We start from the raw sequence: 26,383 nt of genomic DNA on the forward strand, positions 1-26,383 counted from the left end.
ACCCGGCCTTGGATTATCCGGCGTCGAAGGTGTCGTCGTCGCGGTCTTTGGGCGCCTTGCTGTCCGGCAGGTCGGTGCCGCTGCCGTCCGGAATCCCGGCCGCGTCCTGCCCCGGCTCCGAGGAGAACGGCCGCCCGGCATCGGGATCCTCGGTGTTGGACTCGTCCATTTCCGCCTCCGAAGAAGGCACCGCCGCGTCACCGCCATCTGTCCCCGTGGTGTCCGGCTCGAAGCCGGGGTCCGCGCTTTCATTTTCTGCGCTCATCTGGTCCTCCGTTCCTCCGAAGCGTCCCGCTCCGGGTTCTCCTGCGCTGTCTTGGTCTTCGGCGCCGAACTGGCTGAGGTCCGGCGCCCCGGCGGGGTAGGTCTCGCCATCCGGGCTGTCCTGGCTTAAGCCCGCCGCGTCGAATGCCTCTTCCTCACGCGGCTGGGCAAACTTCTTCGTGTCGGCACCACCCATTTCCTGCTCGACCGTGGGCGTTCCGTAACCGCCTTCTTCCTCGATGGGCGTTCCCTGGTTCTCCTGCGTCATGTCATACCTCCTGCTGGTCGCACTTGTTTGGTGAGTCTGGGGATCAGAGGCCCTTGCCGCCCGTCACCGGAAGAACGGCGCCGGAGATGTAGGATCCGTGATCCGAGGCGAGCAGGACGTAGGCGGCCGCGAGCTCCGCGGGCTGACCTGCCCGGCCCAACGGAGTGTCCTGGCCGAACTTCGGCAGCTTCTCCGGCCATTCGGTGGCGGGAATCAGCGGCGTCCAGATGGGCCCCGGGGCAACCGCGTTAACCCGGATGCCCTTGGGCCCGAGTTCCTGGGCCAGTGCCTTGGTGAACGCCACCTGCGCGCCTTTGGTCATGGCGTAGTCGATGAGGCCCGGCGACGGGTTGAAGGCCTGGATCGATGCTGTGGTGATGATGGATGCCCCTGCTTTGAGGTGCGGCACGGCGGCCCTGGCCGTCCACAACAGCGAGTAGAGGTTGGTCTTGAAAACGCGGTCGAATTCCTCGGTGGGAAGCGTCTCAAAGCTGTCGCGGTTCTTTTGGTAGGCCGCGTTCAGGACCACCACGTCCAGGTGGCCGAACTCCGCGAGCGTGTCCTCCACAATCCTGGTGCTGAACTCTTCACTGCGCCCGTCGCCCGGCAGCAGCAGAGCCCGCTGCCCGGCCTTCCGGACCCACGCCGCTGTGTCCTCGGCGTCGGCTTGCTCTTCGGGAAGGTAGGAAATGGCGACGTCGGCCCCCTCGCGGGCAAACGCAATGGCCACGGCTTTTCCGATCCCTGAGTCTCCCCCGGTGATGAGTGCCGCCTTGCCTGCAAGCGCGTTGCTTCCCTCGTAGCTTTCCTCGCCATGATCAGGCTTCGGCTCCATGGGCGCCGTGAGCCCCGGCTGTTCCTGCACCTGTTCCGGGAACGGCCCCTCGTGGTAGCCCGTCCGGGGGTCCTGCGGCTGGTGGTCCTGCTTGTTTTCGGTCATTCTCCACCTCGCTAATGTCTCGGTTTTGCCTGCGTCCGGTGCGTGACCGGCTCTTCGAAACTATCCCAGCGGACAGGGCAAGTCCACCGTTTTGGACAAATTAGTCAGCAAACTTAGTATTGCTAGTGCGAGGCTTCAAGCCTAGGTTGAGAGTCAGTTGCGCGCGCCGCGCGCCAGGCCCGGAGGTGAGTCCATGTCAGAACACGATGCCGTGGTTGGCGACGGCAGGAACGAGACCGTTAACGAGCAGATGGACCGCAACTGGGCGGAACTGCTCCAGGAACTCCGGGTACTGCAGACCGGCGTCCAGATCCTCGCAGGCTTTCTCCTGACCATTCCCTTCCAGCAACGCTTCGAGAGACTGGACGATTACCAGGTGGGCCTCTATCTAGCCAACGTGGTACTGGCCGCACTCATCACGGCCCTCATCCTCCTCCCCGTGAGCGTGCATCGCAGGCTCTTCCGGAAGCAGCTGAAGGAAACCCTCGTCGAGAGTGCTGACCGGATTGCCAAAGTGGCCCTGGCCGGAGTCGCACTCCTGAGCGCCGGAACGGCGTCGCTGGTGTTCGATGTGACCGCCGGACGGGAGGCCGGGCTTCTCGCTGGCGGCGGGCTCCTCGCCGTCATGATCCTGCTGCTTGTTTTCGTGCCGATGTGGCTGCACAAGCGGGCATCCCAGGACTAGCCGAAAGGCCCGGGCGTAATCCTCGCCCGGTTCGATCAAACTCATCGGGAGGCGCCATGAAGAAGTGGGCTAAGGAACACGGGCTGCTGCTGGCCAACATCGGACTTTTCCTAGTGTTTTTCGGCGGCATGATCATTAGCGGGGCCAGCGACTACAGCGAAGACCAGACGGCCCACGGCCAGCCGGCAGTGACCATCACCGAGTACCTTGGCACCGGGGCATTCCTTGAAGCCACCTTCGAGAACTGGGAATCGGAGTTCCTGCAGATGGGCATGTACGTCATCCTGACGGTCTTCCTCCTCCAGAAGGGCTCCTCGGAATCCAAACCGATGGGCCGTACCGCGCCGCAGGACCAGGACCCGCGGGATGCGACCGTGAAGGCATCCACGCCATGGCCGGTGCGCCGCGGCGGGCTAGTGCTGAAGCTGTATGAGCACTCCCTGTCCATCATGTTCCTGCTGCTGTTCCTCGCATCCTTTACCATCCATGCCATTGGCGGCAGCGAAGAGTACAGCGAGGAACAGCAAAGCCACGGGCAGCCGGGTGTGACGCTGCTCGGATACCTCGCCACCAGCCGGTTCTGGTTCGAGTCCTTCCAGAACTGGCAGAGCGAGTTCCTGGCCGTTGCCGTGCTGGTGGGCGCTTCCGTCTACCTGCGTGAACGGGGATCGCCCGAGTCCAAGCCGGTGGCCGAACCGCACTACGAGACCGGGGCCTAGCGGCCCCGGCCGCTGCTAGCCGGCGGCCGCCGTCGGGCGTCTCTGTCCAGCGCGTCTGTCAGGCGCCTTCCAGGACCTGGCTGGTTGCCCAGGCAAGGTACTTGGCAGCGTTGGCGACGGCGTCTTCCGGGCTGGCTGCGACGTCCAGCAGCTGCGCCGCAGCCACCACGCCATGCTTGGCGAGGTCCTCCGGCGTGACCAGGATGCGGCCGGCCACCACAATGACGGGGATCCCCCGCTCATGTGCAGCATCCGCCAGCGCAATCGGAGCCTTGCCCTCCAGCGACTGCGAATCCATGGAACCCTCGCCGGTGATCACCAGGTCGGCTTCAGCCAACTGGCCGGCGAGGCCGGTCAGGCCCGCCACCAGCGCGAAGCCGCCTTCGAGGGTGGCGCCGCTGAAAGCCAGGAATGACGCCGGGAAGCCGCCGGCCGCGCCGGCTCCGGGAACGTTGACGTCGTGGCCCGTGGCCTGCCGGAGAACGGATGCCCAGTTGCGGAGCCCCGCGTCCAGCAGTTCCACGGCGTCCGCGTCGGCCCCCTTCTGCGGGCCGAAGACGTGCGCCGCTCCCTCATTTCCGAACAGCGGGTTCTGAACGTCCACGGCAATCCGGAACTTCACGGCGGCCAGCCGGGGGTCCAGTCCGGAAACGTCAACGCCCACAACATCCGCCAGGGAACCGCCGCCCAAAGGAACCACGTTTCCGGCGGCGTCCAGCGGCTTCAGGCCGAGCGCGCGCAAGGCGCCGCTGCCGCCGTCGGTCATTGCCGAACCGCCCACGCCCAGCACGATTTCCGTGGCTCCTGCGTCCAACGCTGCGGCGATTAGCTGCCCACAGCCGTAGCTGTGGGCCCGCAGCGCATTCGCCGGCGTGGGCTCCATGTGCGCCAGCCCGGATGCCTGTGCGGTTTCGATGACGGCGGTGGTACCGCCAAAAGCGTCCTTGCGGAGGGCCCAGGCCGCACCGATAGGCGCCAGGATGGGTCCGACGACGGCATTCAGCCGCTCTTCGTAGCCCGCCGCGACGGCGGCCTCGAGGGTGCCTTCCCCGCCGTCGGCCACTGGAAACTGCGTGGCCACGGCATCCGGATAGACGCGCAGCGCGCCCTCGGCAATGGCGCTGGCTGCCTGGGCAGCGGTCAATGACCCTTTGAACTTGTCCGGAGCGATGAGAATGCGCATGGGTCTATCCTGCCAGCATCCGCCGGAAAGCGCTTGCCTGCAGTGTAAAGACCTGCAATGTAAAGAACGGTGCAGCAACGAAGGGTTCCGCAGAGCGGCGCGCTTCGACGGCTGGTTACCGGCGGCGCAGCATCTGTTCCGGAGCCTCGGAACCGGGGAGGCCGGCAAAGCCGCTAATGGCCTCGGCCACCTGCGCCGTGCCGGTGTACTGGACCACGTGCCCGCAGCCCGGGACCTCCGCCAACGTGCCCGCGGGTGCCCGCCGGGCCAGGATCCGGCACCATTCGCCTGTGGCGATGGGGTCCGTGGCGCCGCGCAGGATCATGACGGGCGTGCCGAGTTCCCTGATCCGCTCCTCGGTGCGGTAGTCCATCATGACCTGCAGCTGCTTGAAGTACCAGCCCGGGCCGCACCGCAGGTAATCGCTGAAGACCACTGCGTTCGAGCCCGGTGTTTCGAACAGGAGCGCGTCCTTGGTCAGCGCAAGCATCTGGCGGAGGACCGTGCGGTGCCGGACGTCCACCACGGGTCCCATCAGTACCGCGTGCGATACCTGGTCCGGCCGCTGCAGGGCCGCCTCCAGGACGAATTGCGCCCCCATGGAATGGCCCACCAGGACGCGAGGCCCCACTCCGGCGCCATCCAGCACGTCGTGGATGAACCGTCCGTGGTCCGCGACCGTCAGCTGGCGGTCGGGGCGTGGCGAGGAGCCGAAGCCGGGGAGGTCGATCGAAACGGTGTCCACCGTCCTTGCAAGCACATGGTGCAGCCGGGCAAGGTACCGGTGCGAGACTCCGATGCCGTGAATGAGGACAACAGCGGGGTCCTCCGCCGCGGACCCCGGCCGAACGGGAGCGCCCGGCCGAACGGGAACGCCCGGCCGGGCCCCGGATACGGCGCGCGAGACGTACATCCGTCCCCGAAGGCCGCCGGCCTCGACTTCTGTTGCCACGGCATCCTTCATCCGTCGAGGATAGCCCGCGGCGGCGGTGACTCCGCTATTCCTCGTGCCCCTGGTCCCCACTCATCGAGTCCTCCGCCGGAGGCGTTTCGCCGGGCGGAACTCCTCCGCCGGGCTCCAAGCCGGTGATGTTGCCTTCCAGCGGGTCAGGGTTTGCAGTGGCACCGGAATCCTTGGATGCCAGACCGTCCTTCTCCGCTTCGTCCCGGCCGGGCCGGTCCGGATTCGAGGGGTCGTTCTCGGGGTGGTAACTGCTCATGGTTTTCATCCGTTCTTCGGGGAAGGGAAAGACATGCAAGCCGATGGGTGGCCAGCCTAGCCTTCCCTGGATGCCGCGACAAGGACGCACCGGCAGTAGTAACGTGGGCCTTCCTGAGCTATCGACAGCCGATGAATGCGCGATGACGGCCTGGGGAACAGGCCCGGACCAAGGGGGTAGCAATGCCGCAATCCGATGACCGACATTCTTCAGGAAAGGGTTCCATGAGTACGGGATTGACCGAGCTTCTGCTGGTACGCCACGGCGAAAGCGAGGGCAACGTGGCCGCCACGATGGCCAGGCAGTCCGGAGCCCATGTCATCGAGGTGCCGGCACGGGATGCCGACGTGGAGCTTTCGGCCACCGGACGGGACCAGGCGCTGGCCCTCGGCCGATTGTTCGCTGATTTCCCCGATGAGCAGCGCGCCGCGGCGGTGTGGTCCTCGCCGTACGTCCGTGCCCGCCAGACGGCCGAACTCGCCGTGAAAACCGGCGGCTGGCCGGCAGCGATCCTCATCGACGAACGGCTCCGCGACCGGGAACTGGGCATCCTGGACATGCTGACCTCCGCGGGCGTGGAAGCCCGACTTCCGGAGGAAGCGGCGCGTCGGCGGTGGCTGGGCAAGTTCTACTACCGGCCGCCCGGCGGCGAGTCCTGGGCCGACGTCGTGCTTCGCCTTCGCTCCCTGCTGGCTGACCTCGAACGTCAGCCGGGCGCTGACCGGGTGGTGCTGGTGTGCCACGACGCCCTCATCCTGCTGTTCCGCTACATCCTGGAGGGGCTCACCGAGCCGGAGGTCCTGGATATCGCCGCGACGTCCACCGTCCTCAACGCCTCCCTCACCCGGTTCGTCCGTCCGGACGGGACCGGCCCCTGGATCCTGGAGAGCTTCAACATGGCCGACCACCTGGTCAGCGAAGGTGTTGCGGTGACCGAACACGCGGGAGACGCCAATGTCCACCCCGCCTAAACCGGCAGCCGAGCCCGTCACTCCCACCCTGTTGCGCGGCTGGCCGCTGCCGGGCGGCGGGTCCGGCAAGGACGACCGCGGATCTGTGCTGGTCATCGGCGGTGCACGCAAAACTCCGGGTGCCGCACTCCTGGCCGGCACCGCCGCCTTGCGCGCCGGCGCGGGCCGGCTCACCCTGGCGGTGGCGGGTTCGACGGCGGTGCAGGTGGCGGTGGCGTTGCCGGAGGCAGGGGTGGTGGGCCTTGCTGAAACGGACGACGGCGCCGTCCAGGGCCACGGGGTATCCGCTCTATCCGACGAACTGGGAAAAGCAGCGGCCATCCTGGTGGGCCCGGGACTGGATGACATGGAGGAAACGGAGTCCCTCCTGAGGGAGCTGCTGAAACTCGATTCCACGAACGCCGACGTCGACAGCCCCGGTGGTGAGTCCGCCGACAGGCCCGCCGTCGTGCTTGATGCCTACGCCTTGGGCTGCCTTCCGGATCTCCTCAATGACCTCGGTCCGTGGGCCGGGCGGCTCATCCTGACGCCGAACATCACCGAGTCCGGAATCCTGCTGGGGCGGGACGTCAAGGACCTGCATCAGGACGTTGCCGAGATCGCCCGGCGCTACCGTGCAGTGGTGAGTTGCCAGGGCGTCATCGCCGGCGACTCCGACGGCACCGGCGGCGTCCGGGTCTGGGAAATCACCACCGGATACGGCGGCCTGGGTACCTCCGGCAGCGGTGACATCCTGGCCGGGGCCATCGCAGGGCTCAGAGCCCGGGGAACATCGGATGCGCAGGCCACCTGCTGGGGCACCCATCTCCACGCCGCCGCCGGCGACAGGCTGGCGAGCCGGCTCGGGAGCCTTGGGTACTTGGCCCGGGAGCTTGCCGACGAGCTGCCGGCCCTGATGATGGAACTTGGTACCTGACGAACCCTTGCAGGCGCCTCGGCCACGGTGCAAAGCTGAAAGAACCGAGCTGAAAGAACAGGGCCCGCAAGGGCCCGCCAGAACAGATTGGAGATTCTTGTCATGGCAAATCTTCTGGACCGCGTCATGAAAAAGTTCATGAAGCACCTCGATCTGAAGCCGAACAAGTCGGACAGCGAAACCCGGATGAACGCCAGGGCGGCAGGTCCCAAGTCCACCCGGGCTGCAGGCATCCATGTCAGGACTGCCGGGAAGCCCGTTCCCCGGGTCCACGGCCGCGCCGCCAATCAGAAGCACAGCAGGATTTCGAACCTCTTCCACCGCGGGCACTGACCGGCAGCTTCTACAAACGCACCCACGGGTCCGCCGTCGGGCTCTGGACTATTCATAAGCATGCTGATAAATCTGGAGAGACAGCACCACTGCTTATCGGTTCCTGCCGACAGGCAGTGCCGGTGGAAAAGTGAGGAGCAGATCGATGGGTATCGGAGACAGCATCGAAGAGGCTGCCAGGAACGCTGTTGAGGACCTGGCGGGCACGGCGCCCAGAACTGACGACGGACATGTGCCGGATCCGGGCAACCCGAAGGAGGATATTCGGGTTCATTCCTCCATCAGTGAGGGTTCCAATGCCACGGATACCGTGGATCCAGGGGAAACCCCGCCGGGGACTCCGCCGGAGCGGCCCCAGACCAGGCCTGACGACGCCCCGCCGCTGGATGATCCGCATCAGATCCCGGAACCCGGCGGGAGCCCGGAACCGGGTGAAGGCCCGGATGGGGGCAATACCGGCCTGGGCGTCGCATCCGCGCATGACACACCGGGCCCCGGCGGTCTTCCCGGGCCTGACCCGGACGAGCTGCGGGCTGATCCGTCCGAGGCGGACGGCGACCCCAGCACCAGCATGGGCCGCGGCTAGCGACGGCAGGAACTAGTCCCGGTTTCTGGCCCGCAGCACGGCGAAATAGCCCGGGATAAGGTCGGCGCGGACGGGGTTGGACAAGGGCATGGTCTCGATCGTCGTCGGGCCGTCCTCGATCAGTGTCCAACGGCTGGCCGGGAATGCCAGGCTCCGTTCTTTGGGGCCGAAGCGTCCCGGCATCGGCAACCCGCGGATGGCTCCTTCGAGGGGCGCGGGGATGGACCGAAGGGTCGCGCCGAGGTGTGACACGTAATCGATGGCGTTTCCCCGGAAGTCTGTTTCAGCGAGGAAGACGCGGCCGTTGACCCCCGTGATGGCACGGACGTTCTCGGCCAGGGCACAGCGGTCACGTTCCCCCAGTACGTGCAGGACGCCGCGGATGAAGACGTTCGCTCCGGCTCGCGGCGCACCGCCCCCGCCCCTGCCTCCGCCCAGGGCATGAAGCTCTTCCCCGAGCCAACTCCCGGCACCGGCAGCCGTCATGTCACGGACGGCGTAGGAGATGTTGGCCAGCCCGTCCGATTCGGCGCGGGCGCGCCGGACTGCGTGGTCCGAGACGTCCACGCCCACCGCATGCGGGAAATGCCTGGCCAGTTGCCGGGTGAAGCTGCCGTTGCCGCAGCCGATGTCCACCACCGGCAGGGCCGGGTCCAGGTGCAGGCGAAGCCTGCCGAGGTAGCCCTGCATCTCGTGGTCGCTGCCGGAATCCCACAGAACGTCGCCGCTGGCCCCGGTGGTTTTTACGCCGGACCAGAACCTGTCCCAGGCAAGGTGGTGGTCTTTCGGTGCGCCCGCGGACAACCGCAATAGCTTGGGGACCATCAGGTATTTTCTTAGGGCAGCGAGCATTGTCCAAATATAGGGGCACCACGTTAACGCCGAAGGAACTACGTCAAGGCAAGCCAGGTGAGGGCGTCACGCTCGGACGTGAAGAACTTCGTGGGGCACGGCACTGAGTTGATCCCCAGGAAGAAATTCGCCAGGACCCGGTCAACCGGTGACGCACCCAGCAGTGCGATCCGGGATGCCTGGCACGGCCGCCCGAACACTGCGCGGGCGCCGCGGGTCACATCAGCGGTGGTGGCCATGTTCACCAGCATGGGATGCCGGTCTTCGCCGCACAACTCGTTGACCCTGAGCATGGCACGCTCTGCATCCGGGCCCGTTATTACAGCGTCCCGTGGCCATGTCAGCCGGACAACGCCGTCGGCGCCGAGCGTCAAGTCCGCTTCACTTTCCACCTCGCGATTTCCGGACATATCCAGCCTTCCTTCCGCCAGGGCCAGCACGCACGGAATGCGTGCGACTGATGTCACCCTACAATGTACTCAACCGTGGACCGAAGGGGGCAGTGTGGTTATTCAGGCACAGGAGGATTCACTGGTACCACGCACAGCCATCGTGGCGGATCCGGACAGCAGTCGCCTGTCCGCTACCGCCGCGGTTCTGTCGGCCGCAGGGTTCGAGGTTTCCAAGGCCTCCAGCCACGAAAGCCTGGCCGCACTGCTCGCGGAACACCGTCCCAGCATTGTCGTCGCGGATCATTCGTTGGCAGGCCCCCCGGTGGATTCGCCGCTGCTTCTTCTGGTGGATCTGGCAGACGAATCCGCGACGGACAGCGTCCGGATGCTGGGTATGGCTGACTACATAGCAAAACCCGCCGCGCCGGCGGAACTGGTTCACCGGGCGGACGTATTGATCAGTCGCGCTGCGCAGCGCTCCGAAGCCCGGCAAAGCGCCGAACGGCTGCGCGAAAAGCTCCGGGAGGTGTCCGCCGCCGTGCGCGCGACCCACGACCCCCACCAGATCTCGGAATACCTGGTGACGGGATTCGGGGAAACGTTCGGCGCTGACCGCGTCCTCTTCACCACGTTTGACGACCACCGCGTGCCGCGGATCGCTGCCCAGTGGCACCGCCCCGGCCTTGCAGCCCTGCCGGAGGGACTCGGTATCCAAGAGTCCTCGGCGCATAAGGTTGCGGACCGGTTGTGGGCGGACGCCGAAGTGCTCGCCGTGGACGACCACCGTTTCCACGAGTGGGCCCCTGAGGACCAGGAGCTGGCGGCGTGGTCTGAGCGCATGGGCCCGTGGGCCTCCGCGTTCGTGCCCGTGGGCGAGGGAAAGGCATCGCTCGGCGTTATCTGGATTGCCCAGCTGGAGGAGCCTCGGGTCTGGACGCGCACCGAGATATCGCTGATTCAACACGTCGCCGGCAACGTGGCGTACGGCCTCATCCAGAGCCACCTGATGAGCGCCCAGCAGCAGGTGGTCAAGCAGCTGCGGCAGCTTGACCAGGCGAAAACCGACTTCCTGGCCACGGTCAACCATGAGCTGCGGACCCCGCTGACGTCGATCTCCGCCTACCTGGACATGATCCAGGACGGCGTGGGCGGGCCGGTGCCCGCCGAGGTGGACCGGATGCTGGACATCATCGTCCGTAACTCCGAGCGGCTCCGCCGCTTGATCGAGGACATGCTCACGGTTTCGCGCCAGGATTACGACGGCGCCACCCTCCATCCGGGGCCTGTCCAGCTGGGGCACACCCTCCAGATTGTGACCGTGGCGCTCCGTCCGCTCGCGGAACTTGGGGATGTGACCATCTCGCTGGAGCTTTGTGACAGGGATGCCGGAATAATTGCTGATGAAGTTCAGCTGGAGCAGGTGTTTACGAATCTTGTTTCAAATGCCATCAAATTTACGCCCCGCGGAGGCCGGATTGTTGTCAGCTGCCGCTTTGAGGCAATGACGGACGGGGAACCCGGCGTAAATGTGCGTGTGCGCGACACAGGCGTAGGAATCCCCGAAGAAGAAATCCCGCATCTTTTTACCCGGTTTTTCCGTGCCTCCAACGCGACGTCCACCGCCGTCCCGGGCAGTGGCCTGGGACTCGCCATTGCCTACGACATCATCAAGGCTCACCGGGGATACCTGGCGGTCAGTTCGGAACTGGGCGCAGGCACCACCATCAGCGTGCAACTGCCCGTTTCCGGCCCTTAAACAACACCGCCCCCGGATGCGGAATCCAGGGGCAGTGTTAGCGCATCGAGCTTAGTCCGGCCACCAGCCGATGTGTGCCTGCGTGGTGGGCGCCTTGCTTGAAGTGCTGACGGTAGTATCCGACTTGGGAGCGGCCGTGGCGGGCGCAGCAAAACCTGCGACAGCCAGGACGCCGGTGAGCAAGAATGTTGCGGCAATCTTCTTCATCCGCGGTCCTTTCAATCAATTAGGCGCAAAAACTCATTACAAGCGTCAGTATACGGTCACAAGATCAATTGATTCCCGGTAACAGCGGGAAACTTAGCCGCAAGTGTGAGGTGCTGATCCTTTCCGGGGGATAATCGGAAATATGCCGAATCCACGGAAATTGTTACCGCATGTGGTCGCCGAGCTGCAGGCCCGCGAAAGCTGGAAAGGCCGCGAGTACTCGCGGGCCCGGGACGAGGCACGCAGAGCTGCGGAACTGGCTCTTCTTGAGGGCGACCAGACCGCCTGGTGGAACATGACGCTCTTCCAGGCTGAATGCCTCAAGGACCTGGGGAAAATCCAGGAGTGCATGGAGCTGATCACGTACCTGGCCGGCCACCCGCTCTCCACCGCGGAACCTGCCCTGGGCGCACGGGCCTTCATTCTGTTGGCGCTGTCGCAGCAGGGCCTGGGGCGACTGCCCGATGCCGTTTCCGCAGCAACATCCGCTGCCACGCTTGTCGCCGGCAATCCGGAGTACGTGTACCTCCATATCCAGGCACAGCGGGCGCTCATCGCCGCCCTCGCGGAAAGCCGCCGGCTCGACGAGGCGTGGGAGCAGTGCCTCATGCTGGAGGGTCTTCTGACCGACCTCGTGGACGAGGACACCGCCGGGAAGGCCTACTGGGTGATAGGAAACGTCGCGTTCCTTACCGGCCGGGTGACGGACGGCGGCCGGTACCACGACATGGCGGCAGAGAGCCTTTCGCCGTCGAAGGACGTTGACCTCTGGGCAAGGTTCAACCGCGCGTCGGCAGTGATGCGCCTGGAGGCCGAGCTCACCGAACCTGCCACGCTCCGCTGCATTGAGCGGGCCGAACTCGCCACCGAAGTGGTGGGCGGCAGCAACCGCGACCTCCTGGAAATGTCCTTTGTCCGTGCGCACTGGCACTTCCTGACGGGCGACATGGCCACCGCAATCGACATGCTCAGGCCGCTCTGCACCGAAGCCGGAATCCTGGCCACCCAAACGGCGGGCGAGGCCTCGTTCCTGCTGGGGAAATCCCTCCTGGCCAACGGTGAGCGCGACGAAGCGCTGCAGAGACTGGCGGATGCCGCCGCCCTCTTCGACGACGCGGCCGCCTCCGAACGGAGCGCCCAGGTCCGCGCGTTTGCAGCCGGTGTCAGCTAGCGCACTCCGAACGCGGATGGACAGTGTATTTTTAGTCCCAAGCCTCTCCGGAGGTCGGTGGTGCCTGGGAGGCCAAACGGCGCCTCTTATATGTTCGGGGGATGAATGCCTAAGCCGCTTGAATTGATACAACAGCACATCGTCCGGATCGTGCTCCCCCGGGACGAGCACCTCGATGAGCATTCGGCACGCCTGCTGGCTGCCGGCCTCCAGACCCCGCACCCCGGCTCCGCCTTGGCTGTGCTGATGGATGTCACGGACGTTGCGTCCGTCAGCAGGGCAGCGAGGGCGGTTTTCAGCAACGTGGGCACAGTGGCCGCCTGGGCACTGCTGGGCCAGACCCCCGTGGACCGGATCCTGGCGCATTTCATCCTTGGCGGCGACTTCAAGTCCGGGCCGGCCAGGTACTTTACGTCCGAGCCTGAGGCCCTCGAGTGGTTGAAGGAAACCGCCCATGTTCACTGACGGCGATCCGCGCCTTGGCAAGCTGCTGGACGGAATCGTCCGCCTTGCCGCAGGAGAGCTCCACTCCAGGATCGAAGTATCGCCCGCCAGGGATGAGCTGGATGCCGTCATCATGGGTACCAACCTCCTCGCCGAAGACCTCCAGATCATGTACCAGGAGCTGGAACAACGCGTTGAACTGCGCACCCGGCTGCTCAACGAAGCGCATCTTGAAATGCAGAAGATGGCGCTGACGGACTCGCTGACGGGCCTGGCCAACCGCACAGCACTGGTCAGCGCCCTCAACGACGCCCTCGCGGAGGCCGAGGTCGGCGGCCTGCCGCCCGCCGTCCTCCTGCTGGACCTTGATGCCTTCAAGGGCGTCAACGACTCCTTGGGCCACGCCGCCGGGGACCAGGTGCTGGCCGCCGTCGGCGAACGCATCCAAGCGTCCGTCCGGGACACGGACACCGTGGCCCGCCTGGGCGGCGATGAGTTCGCCGTCCTGATGCCGTCCACCACCCTCGCCCGCGCCGCGAGTGTGGGCAACCGCATCCTCGCCGCCCTGGACAGCCAGGTGGAGCTCGAAAACGACGCCGTCCAGTGCGGCGCCAGCATGGGACTGTGCATCGGCGGAACCGGACAGAGCGCTGAACAGCTACTCATGGAAGCTGACGTGGCCATGTATGCCTCCAAGGCCGGCGGACGCAACAGGCTCAAGGTGTTCGAGCCGGCAATGCTGCATGCCCGCCAGCTGCGGAGCCAGCTCCTTGAGGACCTGCGGGCAGCCATTTCCGGGTCCGAGTTGGTGCTCTACTACCAGCCCGTGGTCGAGCTGGCTTCAGGGAGGATCGAGGGCGCAGAGGCGCTGGTCCGCTGGCGGCACCCGTCCCGCGGCATGGTGATGCCGGATGAATTCATTCCCCTCGCTGAGGATGCCGGCCTCATCTCCGAGCTGGGTGGCTGGGTGCTGCGCGCCGCCGTCGAACAACTGCGGGAGTGGCGGGCCGTGGGGCTCGCGGGAGACGACTTCTCCATGCGGATCAATATCGCCGCCGCGGACCTTCAGCGCCTCGAGTTCATCGAAGAGGTCCGGGACGCCCTCACCGGGGCCGAAATCAGCCCGGAACTGCTGGTCCTCGAACTGACCGAGGGTGCGATCGTCAGCGGCAACGAGCTGGACCGGTACTCCCTGAACAGCCTGCGGAAGCTGGGCGTCGGGCTGGAAATCGACGACTTCGGCACCGGCTACTCCTCCATCAGCTACCTTCGCCGGCTTCCGGTGGACAAGGTCAAAGTGGACCGGTCCCTCCTGAAGGACCTGGGCACCGACCCCGCCCAGCCGGACCTGATCGCCGCGATCCTCCAGCTGATCCGGGCATGCGGCCTCGAAGCAGTCTGGGAAGGGGTGGAGACCGCCGAACAGGCGCAGCATCTGGCCAGCATCGGGTGCGTCAGCGCCCAGGGATACTACTTCGGGCGTCCAGTCCCGGCCGACGAGTTCGCCGCGGTGCTGGACGCTCAGCGGGCGGCCAACCACGGCGGCTAGTCCCACTGACCCCTGTCCTGGAGAACCTTCTTGAGGAGGTCAGCCCGGTCCGTCACGATGCCGTCGACGCCAAGGTCCAGTAGCCGGTGCATCTCCGCGGCGTCGTTGATGGTCCACACGTGGACCTGAAGGCCGTGCCGGTGGGCCCGGCGGACAAAGCCCGGCGTCACCACCCGGACGGCGCCGTAGCTGACCGGTACCTGGAGCGCGTGGATGCCCCGCAGCGCCCGGCGGATGACCGGCCTCGGAAGTACCGGGCCCAGGACCGTGAAGAGCGCGTTGGACACGATTCCGGCCGACCCCGCGACCGGCCGGCTCAACCGCTTGACCACTGCACGGCGGCGGCGGTCCGAGAAGCTCGCAATCAGCACCTGGTCGTGGACGCCGTGCCGCTCAATGGCCGCGGCCAGGCTGGACACGGAATTCCAGTCTTTGATGTCCAGGTTCAGACGCACCTCCGGGAAGGCACGCAGCAGTTCTTCGAAGAGCGGAATGGGTTCCACGCCGCCGATCCGGGCCTGTGCCACCGTCCCGGCCGGGAGCCTGGCGATGCGGCCCTGCCCGTCCGTCACGCGGTCCAGCGACGGGTCGTGGAACACCAGCAGCACGCCGTCGGCGGTGGTGTGGACGTCCATTTCCAGGTAGCGGTAGCCGAGTTCGACGGCGGCACGGAACGCCGCCATCGAGTTCTCCAGCCCGTCCGGGGAAAATCCGCGGTGCGCCATCGCAATGCGCGCGGAGGCGCTTCCGGCGGCGAAGAAAGGCTGCGGCTCCATCATTCCACGCCTGCCTAGGCGTGCTTCACGCCAAGTTCGGCCAGCTTGGCTTCAAGGATCTGGGCCACGCCGTCGTCGTCGAAATGCGGCGCCTGCTGCCCGGCGGCACGGATGGCCTCCGGGTGGCCGCTGGCCATCGCGTAGCCGTTGCCGGCCCAGCGCAGCATCTCGATGTCGTTGGGCATGTCCCCGAACGCCACCACGTCAGCCGCGTCGATCCCCAGGGTGGCGGCGTACTCGGCCAGGGTCACGGCCTTGTTGACGCCCGGCAGGGCGAGCTCCAGCATGGCCACGGTGGGGGCCGAGTGGGTGGCCGACGCGAGGTGGGCCACCGCCGGTGACACTTCGGCCAGGAAGTCATCGGCGGTGCCTTCCCGGACGATGGCCAGGAATTTCACCACCGCGTCCTCAGCAGTGAGGGTGCTGGCGAGCGGGGCCGGGGTGAACTCGGACAGGAGTTCGCTGGAGTCGTTCTCGATGAAGCCGGGTTCGAGGTGGAAGCCGGTGAGCGTTTCCGCCGCAAACAGGGCGGACGGCCGCAGCTGCTTGATGATGCGGCGGGCCTCGAAGACCGCCTCCAGGGCAAGGGCGCGGGCCGAAACCAGGCGGGCCTCCTCGAGGTCCCACACCACGGCGCCGTTGGAACAGATCACGGTTCCGGCATGTCCCAGCTGGTCCTCCAGCGGGTGCAGCCAGCGCGGCGGGCGCCCGGTCACGAACACCAGTTCGACGCCGGCGTCACGGCAGGCGTGGAAGGCGCGGATGGTCCGGTCGCTGATCTTTCCGTCATGCCCGAGGATCGTTCCGTCAATGTCACTTGCTACCAGCCGCATACTGCCAGTCTACGTTGGCCCGGCTGTGGGCAGTTTCGCGGGAGGCGGACGGGCTTAGCGTTCGAAGATTCCCGTGAGCGTCCCTCGGCCCAGAATGTGCGGGGCCAGCTTCGATTCCAGCTTGGCCGGACTGAACCCGGCGTCGAGCCCCAGGTTCTCCACGTCGAGGGCGTAGATCGTGATGATGTAGCGGTGCGGCCCGTGCCCCGGCGGAGGCGCGGCCCCCAGGTAGCCGTGGAAACCGCCGTCGTTCTTCAACTGCAGCGCACCGGGCGGAAGGTGCCCGCCGCCCTCGGAACCGGCGCCGGCCGGAAGCGACGTGACAGCAGCAGGCAGGTCCAGCACGGCCCAGTGCCAGAAGCCGCCGCGGCCCGGGGCATCGGGGTCGAACAGCGTGACCGCGTAGCCCCTGGTTCCGGCCGGAGCGCCGCTCCAGCTCAGCTGCGGCGATTCGTCCTGCCCTCCGGCGCGCATCTTGCCGCTGCGCTGGGCGGGCGACAGGGTCTGGCCGTCCCGGAAGGACTCACTGGTGACGTGCAGGGTCGGGGAATCGTGGCGGGACATCTGCTGCCTTTCAGTTGCTGGCGGAGTCGGCATTCCTCAGGTCGTCGCCGGCGAGCGCCGCGTCGCGCTCCAGGCTCTCGAGTTCGAAGTGGTTCAGCTCTGCCCTCGTGGGCGGGTTGGCTCCCGGCCGTGACACGGTGACGGCGGCGGCCCATGCGGCATGGGCCAGCAGTTCGCGGAGTGATTCGGCCGGCAGTTCGCGCAACTCCTTCCGGTTCTGCGCACCGGCCAGGCCGCGGTCCACCAGCCCGGAAATCAGGGCGGCCATGAAGGAATCCCCTGCCCCGACTGTGTCCGCAACATCAACCGTGGGCGCGGGGAACTCCGCTTCACCGGCGGCGGTGATGCCCCACGGGCCGGCCGCGCCGCGGGTCACCACTACCAGGGCCGGCCCCTCGGGCCCGCCCAGGGAGAGCCACCGCCGGGCAGAATCCAGGACGTCCACGCCGGGGTAGAGCCATTCGAGATCCTCATCGGAGGCCTTCACCACGTCTGCCAGGCTCACGAACTTTTCCGCCTGCCGGCGGGCATAGTCCACGTCTGTGATGATGCTGGGGCGGCAGTTGGGGTCGAAGCTGATGGTGGCGGAAGGGTGCGCATGCTCGACGGCGGCAAGCACCTCCGCAGCGCCCGGCGCCAGCATGGTGGCAATCGAACCGGTGTGCACCAGGGTGGTGCCCTGCAGCATGAACGGCAGCCGGTCCGCGAGGCCGGGAAGTTCCCAGGCGAGGTCGAAGGTGTAGGTGGCGGCGCCGTCGTCGTCGATCAACGCAGTGGCCACGCTGGTGGGCAGGGCGTCCGGGCCCTGCGGGACCATCACCGAGCTGGATTTCAGGTGGGCGGCCACGGACTCGCCGTAGGCGTCGCGCCCGAACCTGCCGATGAACTGCACGGGGTGGTCCAGCCGTGCCAGTCCCACGGCCACGTTGAGCGGACTGCCGCCCACGTGGGCTTCGATCCCCGTGGAGCGTTGGACAACATCGACCAGGCCTTCGCCAATAACTGTGAGCATGGTCATACTCTGCCAGAGAACGGGGTGCGCGCGCTCCTGATGACGCGAGCGTGATGTGGGTTGATTAGGCCGTAGCGCCCTTGCCCATGGGAACTCCGGCGGCCGAGGCATCCTCGAACTTCGCATCCAGGTGGACCACGTCCCTGCCCGCACGCTGCAGCAGGCTGGCGGCGACTCCGGCGCGGTAGCCCGTTCCGCAGTGGACCCACAGCTTCCCGGCCGGGACCTCGTCCAAACGGGCCAGGAGCTGGTACACGGGGACGTTGACGGCGCCGGCAACGTGGGAGTCCGCGAATTCGTCGGGGCGCCGCACGTCGAGCACCGTGTCGCCGTCCGCGCGGCCGGCCAGCAGGCCGTCCCAGCCCACACGCGGGTAGGAGGCGACGGCGGCATCGGGGGCCAGTGCCTTCGGTTCCGTGCCGACGGCGGCGTCGGGGGAATCGATGCCGATGCGGGAGAGGTCGCGGATGGCCTTTTCGACGTCCTCGCGCGAGCCCACCAGAGTGAGCTGTTCATCCCACGGCAGGACCCAGCCCAGGTACGTGGTGAAATTGGAGCCGCTGCCGTATTCGAAGCTGACGCTGCCTTTCAGGTGGTTGCTGGCAAACGCCACGCGGCGGCGGAGGTCAACCACCCATTCGCCGGCTTCCAGGCGTCGGGCGAGTTCGGCGGGGTCCACCGATTCCGGGACGGTGAGGTCCGCGGGGCCGGGCCCCTTGGCGTTCATGGCCCCCATGTGCGCGTAGTACGAAGGGTAGGCGGTGAGGTTGGCGATGAGTTCCTCGACGAAGTGGTCCTCGTCCGGATCAGTCAGCGCGTGGTTGGCCGTGAGCTGCTCGCCGACAGTGGAGGAACCGGCGCCGGTGGCGGGGCCCGACGAACAGAACGAGCCGAAGCCATGGGTGGGGAACAGCGCAGCATCGGGCCGGGCTTCGGCCACGAGCCGGCGGGCGGAAGCATACTGGTCGTGGGTCAGGCCCACCGTGTCGGACGCCGCCACAAGGTCCGTCCGGCCCACGGAACCGTAGACCAGGCTCCCGCCGGAGAAGACGGCCTGCTTGTCGCCGTCGTCCACAATGAAGGACAGGTGCGTGTGGGTGTGGCCCGGAGTGGCCACGGCCTTCACTGTCAGGGATCCCACCCGGACCGTCTGGCCGTCCGTGATGGCTTCACGCTCGAACTGCACAGGGTCCGCGGCGTTGACCAGGTATTTCGCGCCGTGCGCCTTGGCCAGCTCCACGCCGCCGGTGACGTAGTCGTTGTGCAGGTGGGTTTCAGCGACGTGGGTGATGGTCACGCCCGCTTCACGGGCAGCGGCTTCCACGCGGTCGGTGTCCCGCTGTGGATCGATGACCAGCCCCACCGTACCGTCGTGCACAAGGTAGCTCCGGTCCCCCAGCTGCGGGGTATCGATGACAACGACGTCCATGATTTCCTCCTCGACCGTGGCGGCGGGCGGCGGCGCCGGGGCGTCGGGCCCCGCGCCTGCCCTTTACTCGACCATACCCACAGGGGTATCACACGGCAAGGGTTCCCGTGCCGTCAGGCCTGGTTCTCGTGCTCGTAGACGTCCGGGATGCCGTCCTGGTCCGAGTCAACCTTCTCCCGCTCCTCCGCCAGGCGGTACTGGCGGTTCCTGGTCCGCAGCACCACGGTGGCCAGGATTGCGGCGAGGAAGGACGCCGCCAGAATGCCCACCTTGGCGTGGTCGTCATGCAGGCTGCCGTGGCCGAAGCTGAGTTCGGCGACCAGCAGGGAGACGGTAAAGCCGATTCCGGCCAGGAGGGAGACGCCAAAGACGTCGATCCACTTGAACGATGAGTCCAGCCGTGCCCGGGTGGCCTTGGTGAGGATCCAGGTGGTGCCCATGATGCCGAGGGGCTTGCCCAGCACCAGGGCCATGATGATGCCGATGGCCACGGGGCCGGACAGGGCGGAACCCAGGCCATCCCAGCCGCCCACGGCCACGCCGGCGGAAAAGAAAGCGAAGATGGGCACTGCCACGCCCGCGGAGATGGGACGGAAACGGTGTTCGAAGATTTCCGCGAGCCCGGGTCCGGCTTCCGGACCTCCGCTGGCCCTGGAACGGAGCACCGGCACGGCGAATCCCAGCAGCACCCCGGCCACCGTGGCATGGATGCCGGAGGCGTGCACCAACGCCCAGGTGGCTATGCCGAGCGGCAGGAGGATGGCCCAGGCAGCCATGAAGTGGGCGCCGAAGAAGCGGCGGTACTTCTGGGCAAGGAAGGCATACAGCGCCAGCGGGATGAGGGCGAACAGCAACGGCGCAGCCTGGATGTCGCTGGAGTAGAAGAACGCGATGATGCTGATGGCGATGAGGTCGTCCACCACTGCCAGGGTGAGCAGGAAAATGCGCAGGGCGCTGGGCAGGTGGGAGCCGATGATGGCCAGGACCGCCACGGCGAACGCGATGTCCGTTGCGGTGGGGATGGCCCACCCGCGCAGGGTTTCCGGACTGTAGATGTTCACTGCCGCGTAGATGAGCGCCGGGACAAGGACGCCGCCGGCCGCGGCCGCCACGGGCACAATCGACTTGTTGAGCTGGCGGAGGTCGCCCGCCACGAACTCACGCTTGAGCTCGAGTCCCACCAGGAAGAAGAAAATGGCCAGCAACCCGTCGGCGGCCCAGGCGCCGAGGCTCAGTTCGAGGTGCCAGGGCTCGTAGCCGATCCGGAAGTCCCGCAGCGCGAAGTAGCTGCCGGACATCGGTGAATTCGCCCAGATCAAGGCGATGACGGCCGCGGCCACCAGCAGGGCGCCGCCTACGGTCTCCTTGCGCAGGATCTCGCCGATGCGCAGCGATTCCGCGTAGCTGCCGTAGCCGAGGATGGTGCGCGGTTTAGCGCCGGGCGGGGGTGTTTGGCTCACGGGGAAGTCCTAAAAGTTGAGTCGACAAAACCATGCCGACCAGACTTCCCGGCTCACCTTCGTCCAGTCTAGGCGACGCACGCTGCCCCGGGCCAAACGTGATGGCCGCATTACGGGTCAGCCCAGGAGTTCCTGCACCAGGTCCCGGCACTTCCGGTAGGCCGGCGCCTTGGGGTCGATCAGGGCGAAGTGGTCCCCGGGCACGTGCAGCAGCTGGATGGGCGCACCCGCGGCTTTGGCCGCGCCGGCGTAGGACGTGGACTGGCTGACCGGGACGTCGTCGTCGTCGCTGCCGTGCACTGCGTAGACGGGAACACGCAGCGGGACCGCGCTCATCGGGTCCGCGTACTTATGCCGTTTGGGGTATCTTTCCGACGACCCGCCAAGGAGGTTGCTGACTGCGCCGTTGCTGAGGTTTAGCTTTTCGGCCGCGGCCAGGTTCAGCAGGCCGGCCTGGCTGACCACCCCGGTCAGGTGCACGGCGTCGTCGTCGTTCTTCCGCCGCAGCTGGCGGTCGGGGTCCGGTGCGCCGAGCTGCGCGAGCCGGGACCGGCCGGCCGCCCAGACGGCCAGGTGGCCGCCGGCCGAGTGGCCCAATGCGACCACTTTGTCGAGGCCCAGCCCGTGGATCGCGGCGACGTCCCTCAGTTTGTCGATACCCGCCAGCACGTCCTCGAAGGTGTGGGGCCAGCCGCCGCCGTTTCCGGCGCGCCGGTACTCCAGGTTCCACGCCGGCATTCCGTGCATGGCAAGGTCCCTGGCAAGGGGCTCGCCCAGTTCGGCACCGTACTGCGAGCGCCAGTACCCGCCGTGAATGACCACCACCACGCCGCGGGTGCCCGGGGCTTCCGGCAGGAAGAGTTCACCCCACTGGCTGGGGCCGTCGCCGTACTGGTACTTGTGCCGCTTCACTGCGTCCTCCTTCGGGCCCGACGAACAGGAAGCGGACAGTGCCCCCAGTGTCACTGCTGCGGCGGCGCCAAGCAGGCCCCGTGAAAGAAGGGTCCGACGCCGCACATCAGCCATGTGCCGAGCCTACCTTGGGTGCCGGACAGCTTTGCGCCGGCGCGTCCGACGGCGGCGTCCCGCACCGCGGCGGCTCCAACGAGGAACAGACGCAAGGGTGTCACCCCCGTGGCTGTCGCACGCCGCCCGTAAGCTGGAAGCATGGCTACCAACTGGGACCGCCTGGACGCAGGCCTGCGCGAATCCGTGCAGGAAAACGTGGAGCTCTACGAGCGGGTCCGCCCTGCCCTGAAGCTGGTCACCCGGGAAGTCCTGCTGACGCTGCGGAGCATGCTCAAGGACACCGAGGTTACTCCCCTGTTCGTCACGGGGCGCACCAAGACAGTGGAGTCATTCAAGGAAAAGATTTCCCGCACGGAGAAGCCGCTGGAACCGGGCGGACCGCCCGTGCTGAAGTTCCCCGACCCGTTCCGGACCCTCAATGACATGGTGGGCGTGCGCGTCATCACCAAGCTGCCGGCGGAGAACGCCGTGGTGGCCAACCTGATCAAGCGGCAGCGCCAGCTCTTCGACTGCCGCGGCGACCGCGAAAAAGACATCGGTTCCATTGAGTCCGGCACCTACGGATACTCCAGCCGCCACCTGATCCTGCGGACCATCCAGAACGAGGCGGTGAAGGAGTACCAGCAGGTCTTCAATCCGGACCTCCAGCCCAACGGCAGCTACTTCTTTGAGTGCCAGATCCGCACGGTCTTCGCGCACGCGTGGAGCGAGATAGAGCACGACATCCGCTTCAAGGCCGAGGACCCGCGGGCCTGGACCCCGCACTTCGACCGCCAGTTCACCGCCACGGCGGCAATGCTGGAAACCGTGGAAGGCGCCTTTGCGGACCTGCATGAACGCTACGAGGAGGTCCGCGGCTACTGGGATACCGACGGGGAGGGTGCAGCTCAGCTCACGCCGAACCGGATCCGCGACGTCTGGCGGACCCTCCTGCCGCACGTTGACCGTAAAGTGGATGACGACTGGGGCTGGGCAGCCGAACTCATGGCGGCCCACGGCCTCAACCAGACCGTACAACTGGCAGAGCTGCTCAGCGCCAACCGGATCACCGAAGTCCGCAAGGCACTGGACCACAGGTACTCCCCCGGCCCGGACCGGCTGCTGGATGACCTGCTGCTGTGGCAGTACGGCACCAAACACATCGACCTCACCGCAGAGGCGCCCGACGTCGTTCCGCACCCCCGGCGCGACAGCCTCCTGCGGCGGCTGAAGCAGATCGAGCGCTACCGCCAGACCAAGCTTTAGGAAGACATGAAGCCCGAGCAACTCCAGTCCGTCCGGGCTACGCTCCGTTCCCCGCGCCGCCTCAAGACCGAAGCCCTGGCCGGGCTGGTGGTGGCGCTGGCACTCATCCCCGAGGCCATCGCATTCTCCGTCATTGCCGGGGTGGATCCGAGGATCGGGCTGTTCGCATCCTTCACCATGGCTGTCACCATCTCCTTCGTGGGCGGCCGGCCCGCCATGATTTCCGCGGCCACCGGAGCGGTTGCCCTGGTGATCGCCCCGCTGATGCGCAGCCACGGGCTGGACTACCTGATCGCCGCTGTGATCCTGGCCGGGGTCTTCCAGATCCTGCTGGCGCTTCTGGGGGTCACCCGGCTCATGCGCTTCATTCCGCGCTCGGTGATGGTGGGCTTCGTCAACGCGCTGGCCATCCTTGTCTTCATGGCCCAGCTGCCCGAGCTGATCAACGTTCCGTGGCTGGTCTATCCCCTGGTGGCCGTGGGCCTGGTGATCGTCGTTGCCCTCCCGAGGCTCACCTCCGCCGTTCCATCCCCGCTGGTGGCCATTGTGGCCCTCACGCTTTTTGCTGTGCTGGCCAATATCGACGTTCCCGCCGTCCAGGACAAGGGCCAGCTTCCGGAAAGCCTGCCGACGTTCTTCCTGCCCAACGTGCCGCTGACGCTGGAGACCTTCCAGATCCTGGCCCCGTTCGCCCTGTCCATGGCACTGGTGGGCCTGTTGGAATCCCTCATGACGGCCAAACTCGTTGACGACATCACGGACACCCGCTCCAACAAAACCCGCGAATCCTGGGGGCAGGGCGTAGCCAACATCGTCACCGGTTTCCTGGGCGGCATGGGCGGCTGCGCCGTGATCGGCCAGACCATGATCAACGTCAAGGGTTCCGGCGCACGCAGCCGCGTCTCAACGTTCCTTGCCGGCGTTTTCCTGCTGGTCCTGGTAGTGACGCTGGGTGACATTGTGGGCCTGATCCCCATGGCTGCGCTCGTGGCCGTGATGATCTTCGTTTCCGCCATCACGTTCGACTGGCACTCCATCGCTCCGAAGACGCTCAAGCGGATGCCCAAGTCCGAAACGGCCGTCATGCTCATCACCGTGGGCACCGTGGTGGCCACGCACAACCTGGCCATCGGGGTGGGGGTCGGTGTGCTGGCAGCCATGGCCATGTTCGCCCGGCGGGTGGCCCACTTTGCCACCGTTGAACGGACGGAGATCCAGCTCAACGGCGAGACGGTGGCGACGTACACGGTGGACGGCGAGCTGTTCTTCGCCTCCTCCAACGATCTCTACACCCAGTTCGAATATGCCAGGGATGCCGCGCCCACGGTGGACCGGGTCATCATCGACCTCCATGCCTCCCACCTGTGGGATGCCTCCACCATCGCCGTCCTCGACGCCGTCACCGAGAAGTACCGCAGGCATGGCCGGGAAGTGGAGCTGATCGGATTGAACGCCGCGAGCACCCGGATGCGCGAGCGGCTCGCGGGAAAGCTCAACGCCACATAACGTTGTGTAGTTCGTGTGACAAGAATTGTCATCTATGGTGGAGGAAGCAGCCTGCGGCCAACCCGGCAGGCTCACCACCTTGGGGGAGGTTCAGCATGGCAGGAAAATTCGAACTCGTCGTCGCGGAAAACGGCGGCGTCCGCATCCGGCTCGTCAACGGCGCAGGCAACATCCTGGCCGTCTCGGGAATCTACCGGGACAGCGCAGCGGCCGCTTCCGGAGTTACCGAGATCCGCGAGCACGCTGCCACCGCGCACATCGCCGATTACAGCAGTCCGCCTCCTCAGTAACGGGCTGCCACGGGGCGCGGGGCCCCGCATGGCTGGCCTGGCGTCCATTGCAACACGCCTGACCGCTCAGCTGCGGTGGTGCTCGATGAGCCAGCCGGCCATCTGCTGGGCCCGCTTTGACGCCAGGAAGTCCCCTTCGGTGGCGGAAATGATTGAGCCCTTCATCAGGATGTGCCAGGACCGTGCGAATTCCTCGGTGCGGCTCAGCCCGGCTTCCTCGGCAAGTGCCTGGATATGACCGCGGATCCGGCTCAGGTAACCGATGCTCGCCTTTCCCAGCGGATGTTCGGGACCCATCTCGAGCAGGACGTTGATGAACGTGCAGGCTTCGAAGTCGTCGCGATGGAACCAGTCGCCAAAGACATCGAAAACGGCGAGCAGCCGTTCTTCCGGGGTGTTGCCCCGACGGCGGGCTTCGGAAACGATAAGGTCCACGGTCCATACCTGGTCCCGGAGCGCCAAAAAGGCCAGGACCAGGGCATCCTTGGACGGGAAATGCCGGTAGAAGGTCGCCTTCGCCACGCCGGATCGACTGATGAGTTCGTTGGTGCCAACATCGCGGATCCCGCGGCGGGAAAACAGGTCGTACGCGGCGGCAAGGATGCGGTCCACGGGGTCATCCCGGCCCGCCAGCGCCCTGGCGGGCAGCAGGGATGAACGGTTGGCGTCTTCGGCAGTCATGGTAGAACGAATTTTACATGGAGCGCTGCGGGTGACCTTGCGGCGGACCGTGCACGCCCATGACTCCGGGCAGGCGCCGCGCAGGTCCGCGCCGAAGGGCCTGAATGAAGCCGTCCAGAAGTGTGGGGTCCTTGGCGTTGTTGGCCAGGTCCACAAGGTTCGCCGCAGCCCTTGCCAGCTTGATATTGGTGTGCTGGCTGTGGCTGACGAGCAGGTTGAAGGCCTCCTCCGCCCCTATATGCAGGGCGCCCATCAGGATTCCCTTGGCCTGCTCGATGGTGCTGCGGCTCGCATTGGACGCCGTGACGGCTGCCCGGGCGAACTGTTCGGTCTCACGCCGGAGCGTGGCGGTGAGGTCGATGACGAAACCGGCAATGTGGCTCAGCGTGCCGCCCGGGTCCAGGACCCCCTCCCCCGTTGTCAGGATCCTGTGCTCCCGCAGGCGGGCGTCGATGAGCCTGTCGAAGCTGAAGAACCTGCCGCCCGTGAGCCGGATCTGGGAGAAGATATCGCGGCCCCGGTTCCGGTCGTCCGGATGCTTGTGCGAGAGGAACAGGTCGAGGGTGGGCACAATTTCCCCGCGGCCATAGCCGTGGATGATGTACACCTCGTCGGACCAGTCGAGCCTGCCGGTCGCAGCGTCGTACCGGAACGTCCCGGCAAGGCATTGCTCCGCCGGAGGAACGCCGGAGTTCGCCTGGTGGACTTTCCGCGCGGCCATGGGATTCACCAAGCAGGGATATTGGTGACTACCCGGGGCCTGAGCGATTGCCGCCACCGGACAAGGACCTGCCGTTTGCGGCGTGCCGCCCGGCCGCCGAAGGTGCGCGCTGCGGACGATAGCCGGGAACGGTTCGGCAATGCTGCCGGTGCCTGTGCCTGCGCAGCTGCCTGTGTCGGTGCCTGTTTAGGTGCCGGGATTTCGGTGATGAAGCCCATTCCTGCGTACTCGCGCACGGCGGCGATCCCGGCGATGGCGGCGCGCTTGTCCGGGAAGGACCTGGAGAGCGCCATGACTGTCCCGTCCGGAGCCGTCAGCCGAAATCTAAAGGATGCATCCGCCTCGGCGAATAGTTCAAACATGCCTGCCATTGAACCCTCC

General features: G+C 66.6%; 31 protein-coding genes. 13 read left to right on the forward strand and 18 right to left on the reverse strand.

Features of this window, described 5'->3' with window-relative positions; translation table 11 throughout:
- Positions 1 to 13: 13 nt before the first annotated feature.
- Both RW112_RS08680 and RW112_RS08685 read right to left on the reverse strand, forming a co-directional pair.
- Entirely contained in the window at positions 14 to 532 is a 519-nt protein-coding gene (locus RW112_RS08680; protein ID WP_317781352.1) for a hypothetical protein, read from the reverse strand.
- A 43-nt stretch (positions 533 to 575) separates the two neighbouring features.
- Complete coding sequence (locus RW112_RS08685; RefSeq protein ID WP_317781353.1) at positions 576 to 1,472, reverse strand: SDR family oxidoreductase; 897 nt, start codon at positions 1,470 to 1,472, stop codon at positions 576 to 578.
- A gap of 193 nt (positions 1,473 to 1,665) precedes the next feature.
- On the opposite strand from RW112_RS08685, the gene RW112_RS08690 reads away from it, so the two are divergent.
- A complete protein-coding gene (locus RW112_RS08690; RefSeq protein WP_317781354.1) occupies positions 1,666 to 2,157 on the forward strand; it encodes a DUF6328 family protein in 492 nt (163 codons plus the stop codon).
- Between the two features lie 56 nt (positions 2,158 to 2,213).
- Positions 2,214 to 2,876, forward strand: a complete 663-nt coding sequence (locus RW112_RS08695) for a DUF6766 family protein (protein ID WP_317781355.1) — start codon at positions 2,214 to 2,216, stop codon at positions 2,874 to 2,876.
- Positions 2,877 to 2,934: 58 nt separating this feature from the next.
- Here the strand turns inward: RW112_RS08695 and RW112_RS08700 are convergent, their stop codons facing one another.
- From RW112_RS08700 to RW112_RS08710, 3 genes are all read right to left on the reverse strand, one after another.
- Positions 2,935 to 4,059: a glycerate kinase gene (locus RW112_RS08700; protein WP_317781356.1), complete on the reverse strand. Its 1,125-nt coding sequence runs from the start codon at positions 4,057 to 4,059 to the stop codon at positions 2,935 to 2,937.
- A 115-nt stretch (positions 4,060 to 4,174) separates the two neighbouring features.
- Complete coding sequence (locus tag RW112_RS08705; protein ID WP_317781357.1) at positions 4,175 to 5,011, reverse strand: alpha/beta fold hydrolase; 837 nt, start codon at positions 5,009 to 5,011, stop codon at positions 4,175 to 4,177.
- A 46-nt stretch (positions 5,012 to 5,057) separates the two neighbouring features.
- Positions 5,058 to 5,279 carry a DUF6480 family protein gene (locus tag RW112_RS08710; protein ID WP_317781358.1) on the reverse strand — a complete coding sequence of 74 codons (222 nt, stop codon included), beginning with the start codon at positions 5,277 to 5,279 and terminating at the stop codon, positions 5,058 to 5,060.
- Positions 5,280 to 5,503: 224 nt separating this feature from the next.
- Between RW112_RS08710 and RW112_RS08715 the strand changes: the two genes are divergently transcribed.
- From RW112_RS08715 to RW112_RS08730, 4 genes are all read left to right on the forward strand, one after another.
- A complete protein-coding gene (locus RW112_RS08715; RefSeq protein WP_317781359.1) occupies positions 5,504 to 6,250 on the forward strand; it encodes a histidine phosphatase family protein in 747 nt (248 codons plus the stop codon).
- A complete protein-coding gene (locus tag RW112_RS08720; protein WP_317781360.1) occupies positions 6,234 to 7,166 on the forward strand; it encodes an NAD(P)H-hydrate dehydratase in 933 nt (310 codons plus the stop codon). The genes RW112_RS08715 and RW112_RS08720 overlap by 17 nt, the downstream gene beginning before the upstream one ends.
- A gap of 102 nt (positions 7,167 to 7,268) precedes the next feature.
- Complete coding sequence (locus RW112_RS08725; RefSeq protein WP_317781361.1) at positions 7,269 to 7,499, forward strand: hypothetical protein; 231 nt, start codon at positions 7,269 to 7,271, stop codon at positions 7,497 to 7,499.
- A gap of 145 nt (positions 7,500 to 7,644) precedes the next feature.
- Complete coding sequence (locus RW112_RS08730) at positions 7,645 to 8,085, forward strand: hypothetical protein (protein WP_317781362.1); 441 nt, start codon at positions 7,645 to 7,647, stop codon at positions 8,083 to 8,085.
- Positions 8,086 to 8,097: 12 nt separating this feature from the next.
- On the opposite strand, the gene RW112_RS08735 is transcribed toward RW112_RS08730, so the two are convergent.
- Positions 8,098 to 8,937, reverse strand: coding sequence for a class I SAM-dependent methyltransferase (locus RW112_RS08735; RefSeq protein WP_317781363.1), 840 nt, complete (start codon positions 8,935 to 8,937; stop codon positions 8,098 to 8,100).
- 38 nt (positions 8,938 to 8,975) lie between these two features.
- Complete coding sequence (locus RW112_RS08740; RefSeq protein WP_317781364.1) at positions 8,976 to 9,347, reverse strand: STAS/SEC14 domain-containing protein; 372 nt, start codon at positions 9,345 to 9,347, stop codon at positions 8,976 to 8,978.
- Positions 9,348 to 9,384: 37 nt separating this feature from the next.
- Between RW112_RS08740 and RW112_RS08745 the strand changes: the two genes are divergently transcribed.
- A complete protein-coding gene (locus RW112_RS08745) occupies positions 9,385 to 11,085 on the forward strand; it encodes an ATP-binding protein (RefSeq protein WP_317781365.1) in 1,701 nt (566 codons plus the stop codon).
- Between the two features lie 51 nt (positions 11,086 to 11,136).
- Here RW112_RS08745 and RW112_RS08750 read toward each other — a convergent pair whose 3' ends face one another.
- Entirely contained in the window at positions 11,137 to 11,292 is a 156-nt protein-coding gene (locus RW112_RS08750) for a hypothetical protein (RefSeq protein ID WP_156037087.1), read from the reverse strand.
- A 142-nt stretch (positions 11,293 to 11,434) separates the two neighbouring features.
- Here RW112_RS08750 and RW112_RS08755 point away from each other — a divergent pair, with 142 nt between their 5' ends.
- The 3 genes from RW112_RS08755 to RW112_RS08765 all read left to right on the forward strand — a co-directional run bounded on the left by RW112_RS08755 (position 11,435) and on the right by RW112_RS08765 (position 14,456).
- Positions 11,435 to 12,463: a hypothetical protein gene (locus tag RW112_RS08755; RefSeq protein ID WP_317781366.1), complete on the forward strand. Its 1,029-nt coding sequence runs from the start codon at positions 11,435 to 11,437 to the stop codon at positions 12,461 to 12,463.
- A 123-nt stretch (positions 12,464 to 12,586) separates the two neighbouring features.
- Positions 12,587 to 12,928, forward strand: coding sequence for an STAS/SEC14 domain-containing protein (locus tag RW112_RS08760; protein ID WP_317781367.1), 342 nt, complete (start codon positions 12,587 to 12,589; stop codon positions 12,926 to 12,928).
- Complete coding sequence (locus tag RW112_RS08765; RefSeq protein ID WP_317781368.1) at positions 12,918 to 14,456, forward strand: putative bifunctional diguanylate cyclase/phosphodiesterase; 1,539 nt, start codon at positions 12,918 to 12,920, stop codon at positions 14,454 to 14,456. The genes RW112_RS08760 and RW112_RS08765 overlap by 11 nt, the downstream gene beginning before the upstream one ends.
- On the opposite strand, the gene RW112_RS08770 is transcribed toward RW112_RS08765, so the two are convergent.
- The 7 genes from RW112_RS08770 to RW112_RS08800 form a co-directional block, all read right to left on the reverse strand.
- Positions 14,453 to 15,235: a glycerophosphodiester phosphodiesterase gene (locus tag RW112_RS08770; RefSeq protein ID WP_317781369.1), complete on the reverse strand. Its 783-nt coding sequence runs from the start codon at positions 15,233 to 15,235 to the stop codon at positions 14,453 to 14,455. The two genes, RW112_RS08765 and RW112_RS08770, sit on opposite strands and share 4 nt — an antisense overlap.
- A gap of 11 nt (positions 15,236 to 15,246) precedes the next feature.
- Positions 15,247 to 16,065, reverse strand: coding sequence for an HAD family hydrolase (locus RW112_RS08775; protein ID WP_317781370.1), 819 nt, complete (start codon positions 16,063 to 16,065; stop codon positions 15,247 to 15,249).
- Between the two features lie 54 nt (positions 16,066 to 16,119).
- Positions 16,120 to 16,629, reverse strand: a complete 510-nt coding sequence (locus RW112_RS08780) for a YbhB/YbcL family Raf kinase inhibitor-like protein (protein ID WP_317781371.1) — start codon at positions 16,627 to 16,629, stop codon at positions 16,120 to 16,122.
- Between the two features lie 10 nt (positions 16,630 to 16,639).
- Positions 16,640 to 17,641 carry a carbohydrate kinase gene (locus RW112_RS08785; RefSeq protein WP_317781372.1) on the reverse strand — a complete coding sequence of 334 codons (1,002 nt, stop codon included), beginning with the start codon at positions 17,639 to 17,641 and terminating at the stop codon, positions 16,640 to 16,642.
- 64 nt (positions 17,642 to 17,705) lie between these two features.
- Positions 17,706 to 19,070 carry an MBL fold metallo-hydrolase gene (locus tag RW112_RS08790; protein ID WP_317781373.1) on the reverse strand — a complete coding sequence of 455 codons (1,365 nt, stop codon included), beginning with the start codon at positions 19,068 to 19,070 and terminating at the stop codon, positions 17,706 to 17,708.
- Between the two features lie 113 nt (positions 19,071 to 19,183).
- A complete protein-coding gene (gene nhaA, locus RW112_RS08795) occupies positions 19,184 to 20,530 on the reverse strand; it encodes a Na+/H+ antiporter NhaA (RefSeq protein WP_317781374.1) in 1,347 nt (448 codons plus the stop codon).
- 117 nt (positions 20,531 to 20,647) lie between these two features.
- Positions 20,648 to 21,442 (reverse strand): alpha/beta hydrolase, encoded by a 795-nt coding sequence (locus RW112_RS08800; protein ID WP_317781598.1) that lies wholly within the window; start codon positions 21,440 to 21,442, stop codon positions 20,648 to 20,650.
- Between the two features lie 255 nt (positions 21,443 to 21,697).
- On the opposite strand from RW112_RS08800, the gene RW112_RS08805 reads away from it, so the two are divergent.
- The 3 genes from RW112_RS08805 to RW112_RS08815 all read left to right on the forward strand — a co-directional run bounded on the left by RW112_RS08805 (position 21,698) and on the right by RW112_RS08815 (position 24,600).
- Positions 21,698 to 22,804: a RelA/SpoT domain-containing protein gene (locus RW112_RS08805; protein WP_317781375.1), complete on the forward strand. Its 1,107-nt coding sequence runs from the start codon at positions 21,698 to 21,700 to the stop codon at positions 22,802 to 22,804.
- A gap of 6 nt (positions 22,805 to 22,810) precedes the next feature.
- Positions 22,811 to 24,310: a SulP family inorganic anion transporter gene (locus RW112_RS08810; protein ID WP_317781376.1), complete on the forward strand. Its 1,500-nt coding sequence runs from the start codon at positions 22,811 to 22,813 to the stop codon at positions 24,308 to 24,310.
- A gap of 95 nt (positions 24,311 to 24,405) precedes the next feature.
- Complete coding sequence (locus tag RW112_RS08815; RefSeq protein ID WP_317781377.1) at positions 24,406 to 24,600, forward strand: YegP family protein; 195 nt, start codon at positions 24,406 to 24,408, stop codon at positions 24,598 to 24,600.
- Between the two features lie 66 nt (positions 24,601 to 24,666).
- On the opposite strand, the gene RW112_RS08820 is transcribed toward RW112_RS08815, so the two are convergent.
- The 3 genes from RW112_RS08820 to RW112_RS08830 are packed head-to-tail and all read right to left on the reverse strand — an operon-like array spanning position 24,667 to position 26,373.
- Positions 24,667 to 25,281 carry a helix-turn-helix domain-containing protein gene (locus RW112_RS08820; protein WP_317781378.1) on the reverse strand — a complete coding sequence of 205 codons (615 nt, stop codon included), beginning with the start codon at positions 25,279 to 25,281 and terminating at the stop codon, positions 24,667 to 24,669.
- Positions 25,282 to 25,294: 13 nt separating this feature from the next.
- Positions 25,295 to 26,011, reverse strand: coding sequence for a PAS and ANTAR domain-containing protein (locus RW112_RS08825; protein ID WP_317781599.1), 717 nt, complete (start codon positions 26,009 to 26,011; stop codon positions 25,295 to 25,297).
- Positions 26,008 to 26,373, reverse strand: a complete 366-nt coding sequence (locus RW112_RS08830; RefSeq protein WP_317781379.1) for a YegP family protein — start codon at positions 26,371 to 26,373, stop codon at positions 26,008 to 26,010. Before RW112_RS08830 ends, RW112_RS08825 begins: the two co-directional genes overlap by 4 nt.
- Positions 26,374 to 26,383 lie beyond the last annotated feature (10 nt).

Origin of the sequence: Arthrobacter sp. B10-11 (assembly GCF_033142195.1) — a bacterium.
Taxonomy (GTDB): Bacteria; Actinomycetota; Actinomycetes; order Actinomycetales; family Micrococcaceae; genus Arthrobacter; species Arthrobacter oryzae_C.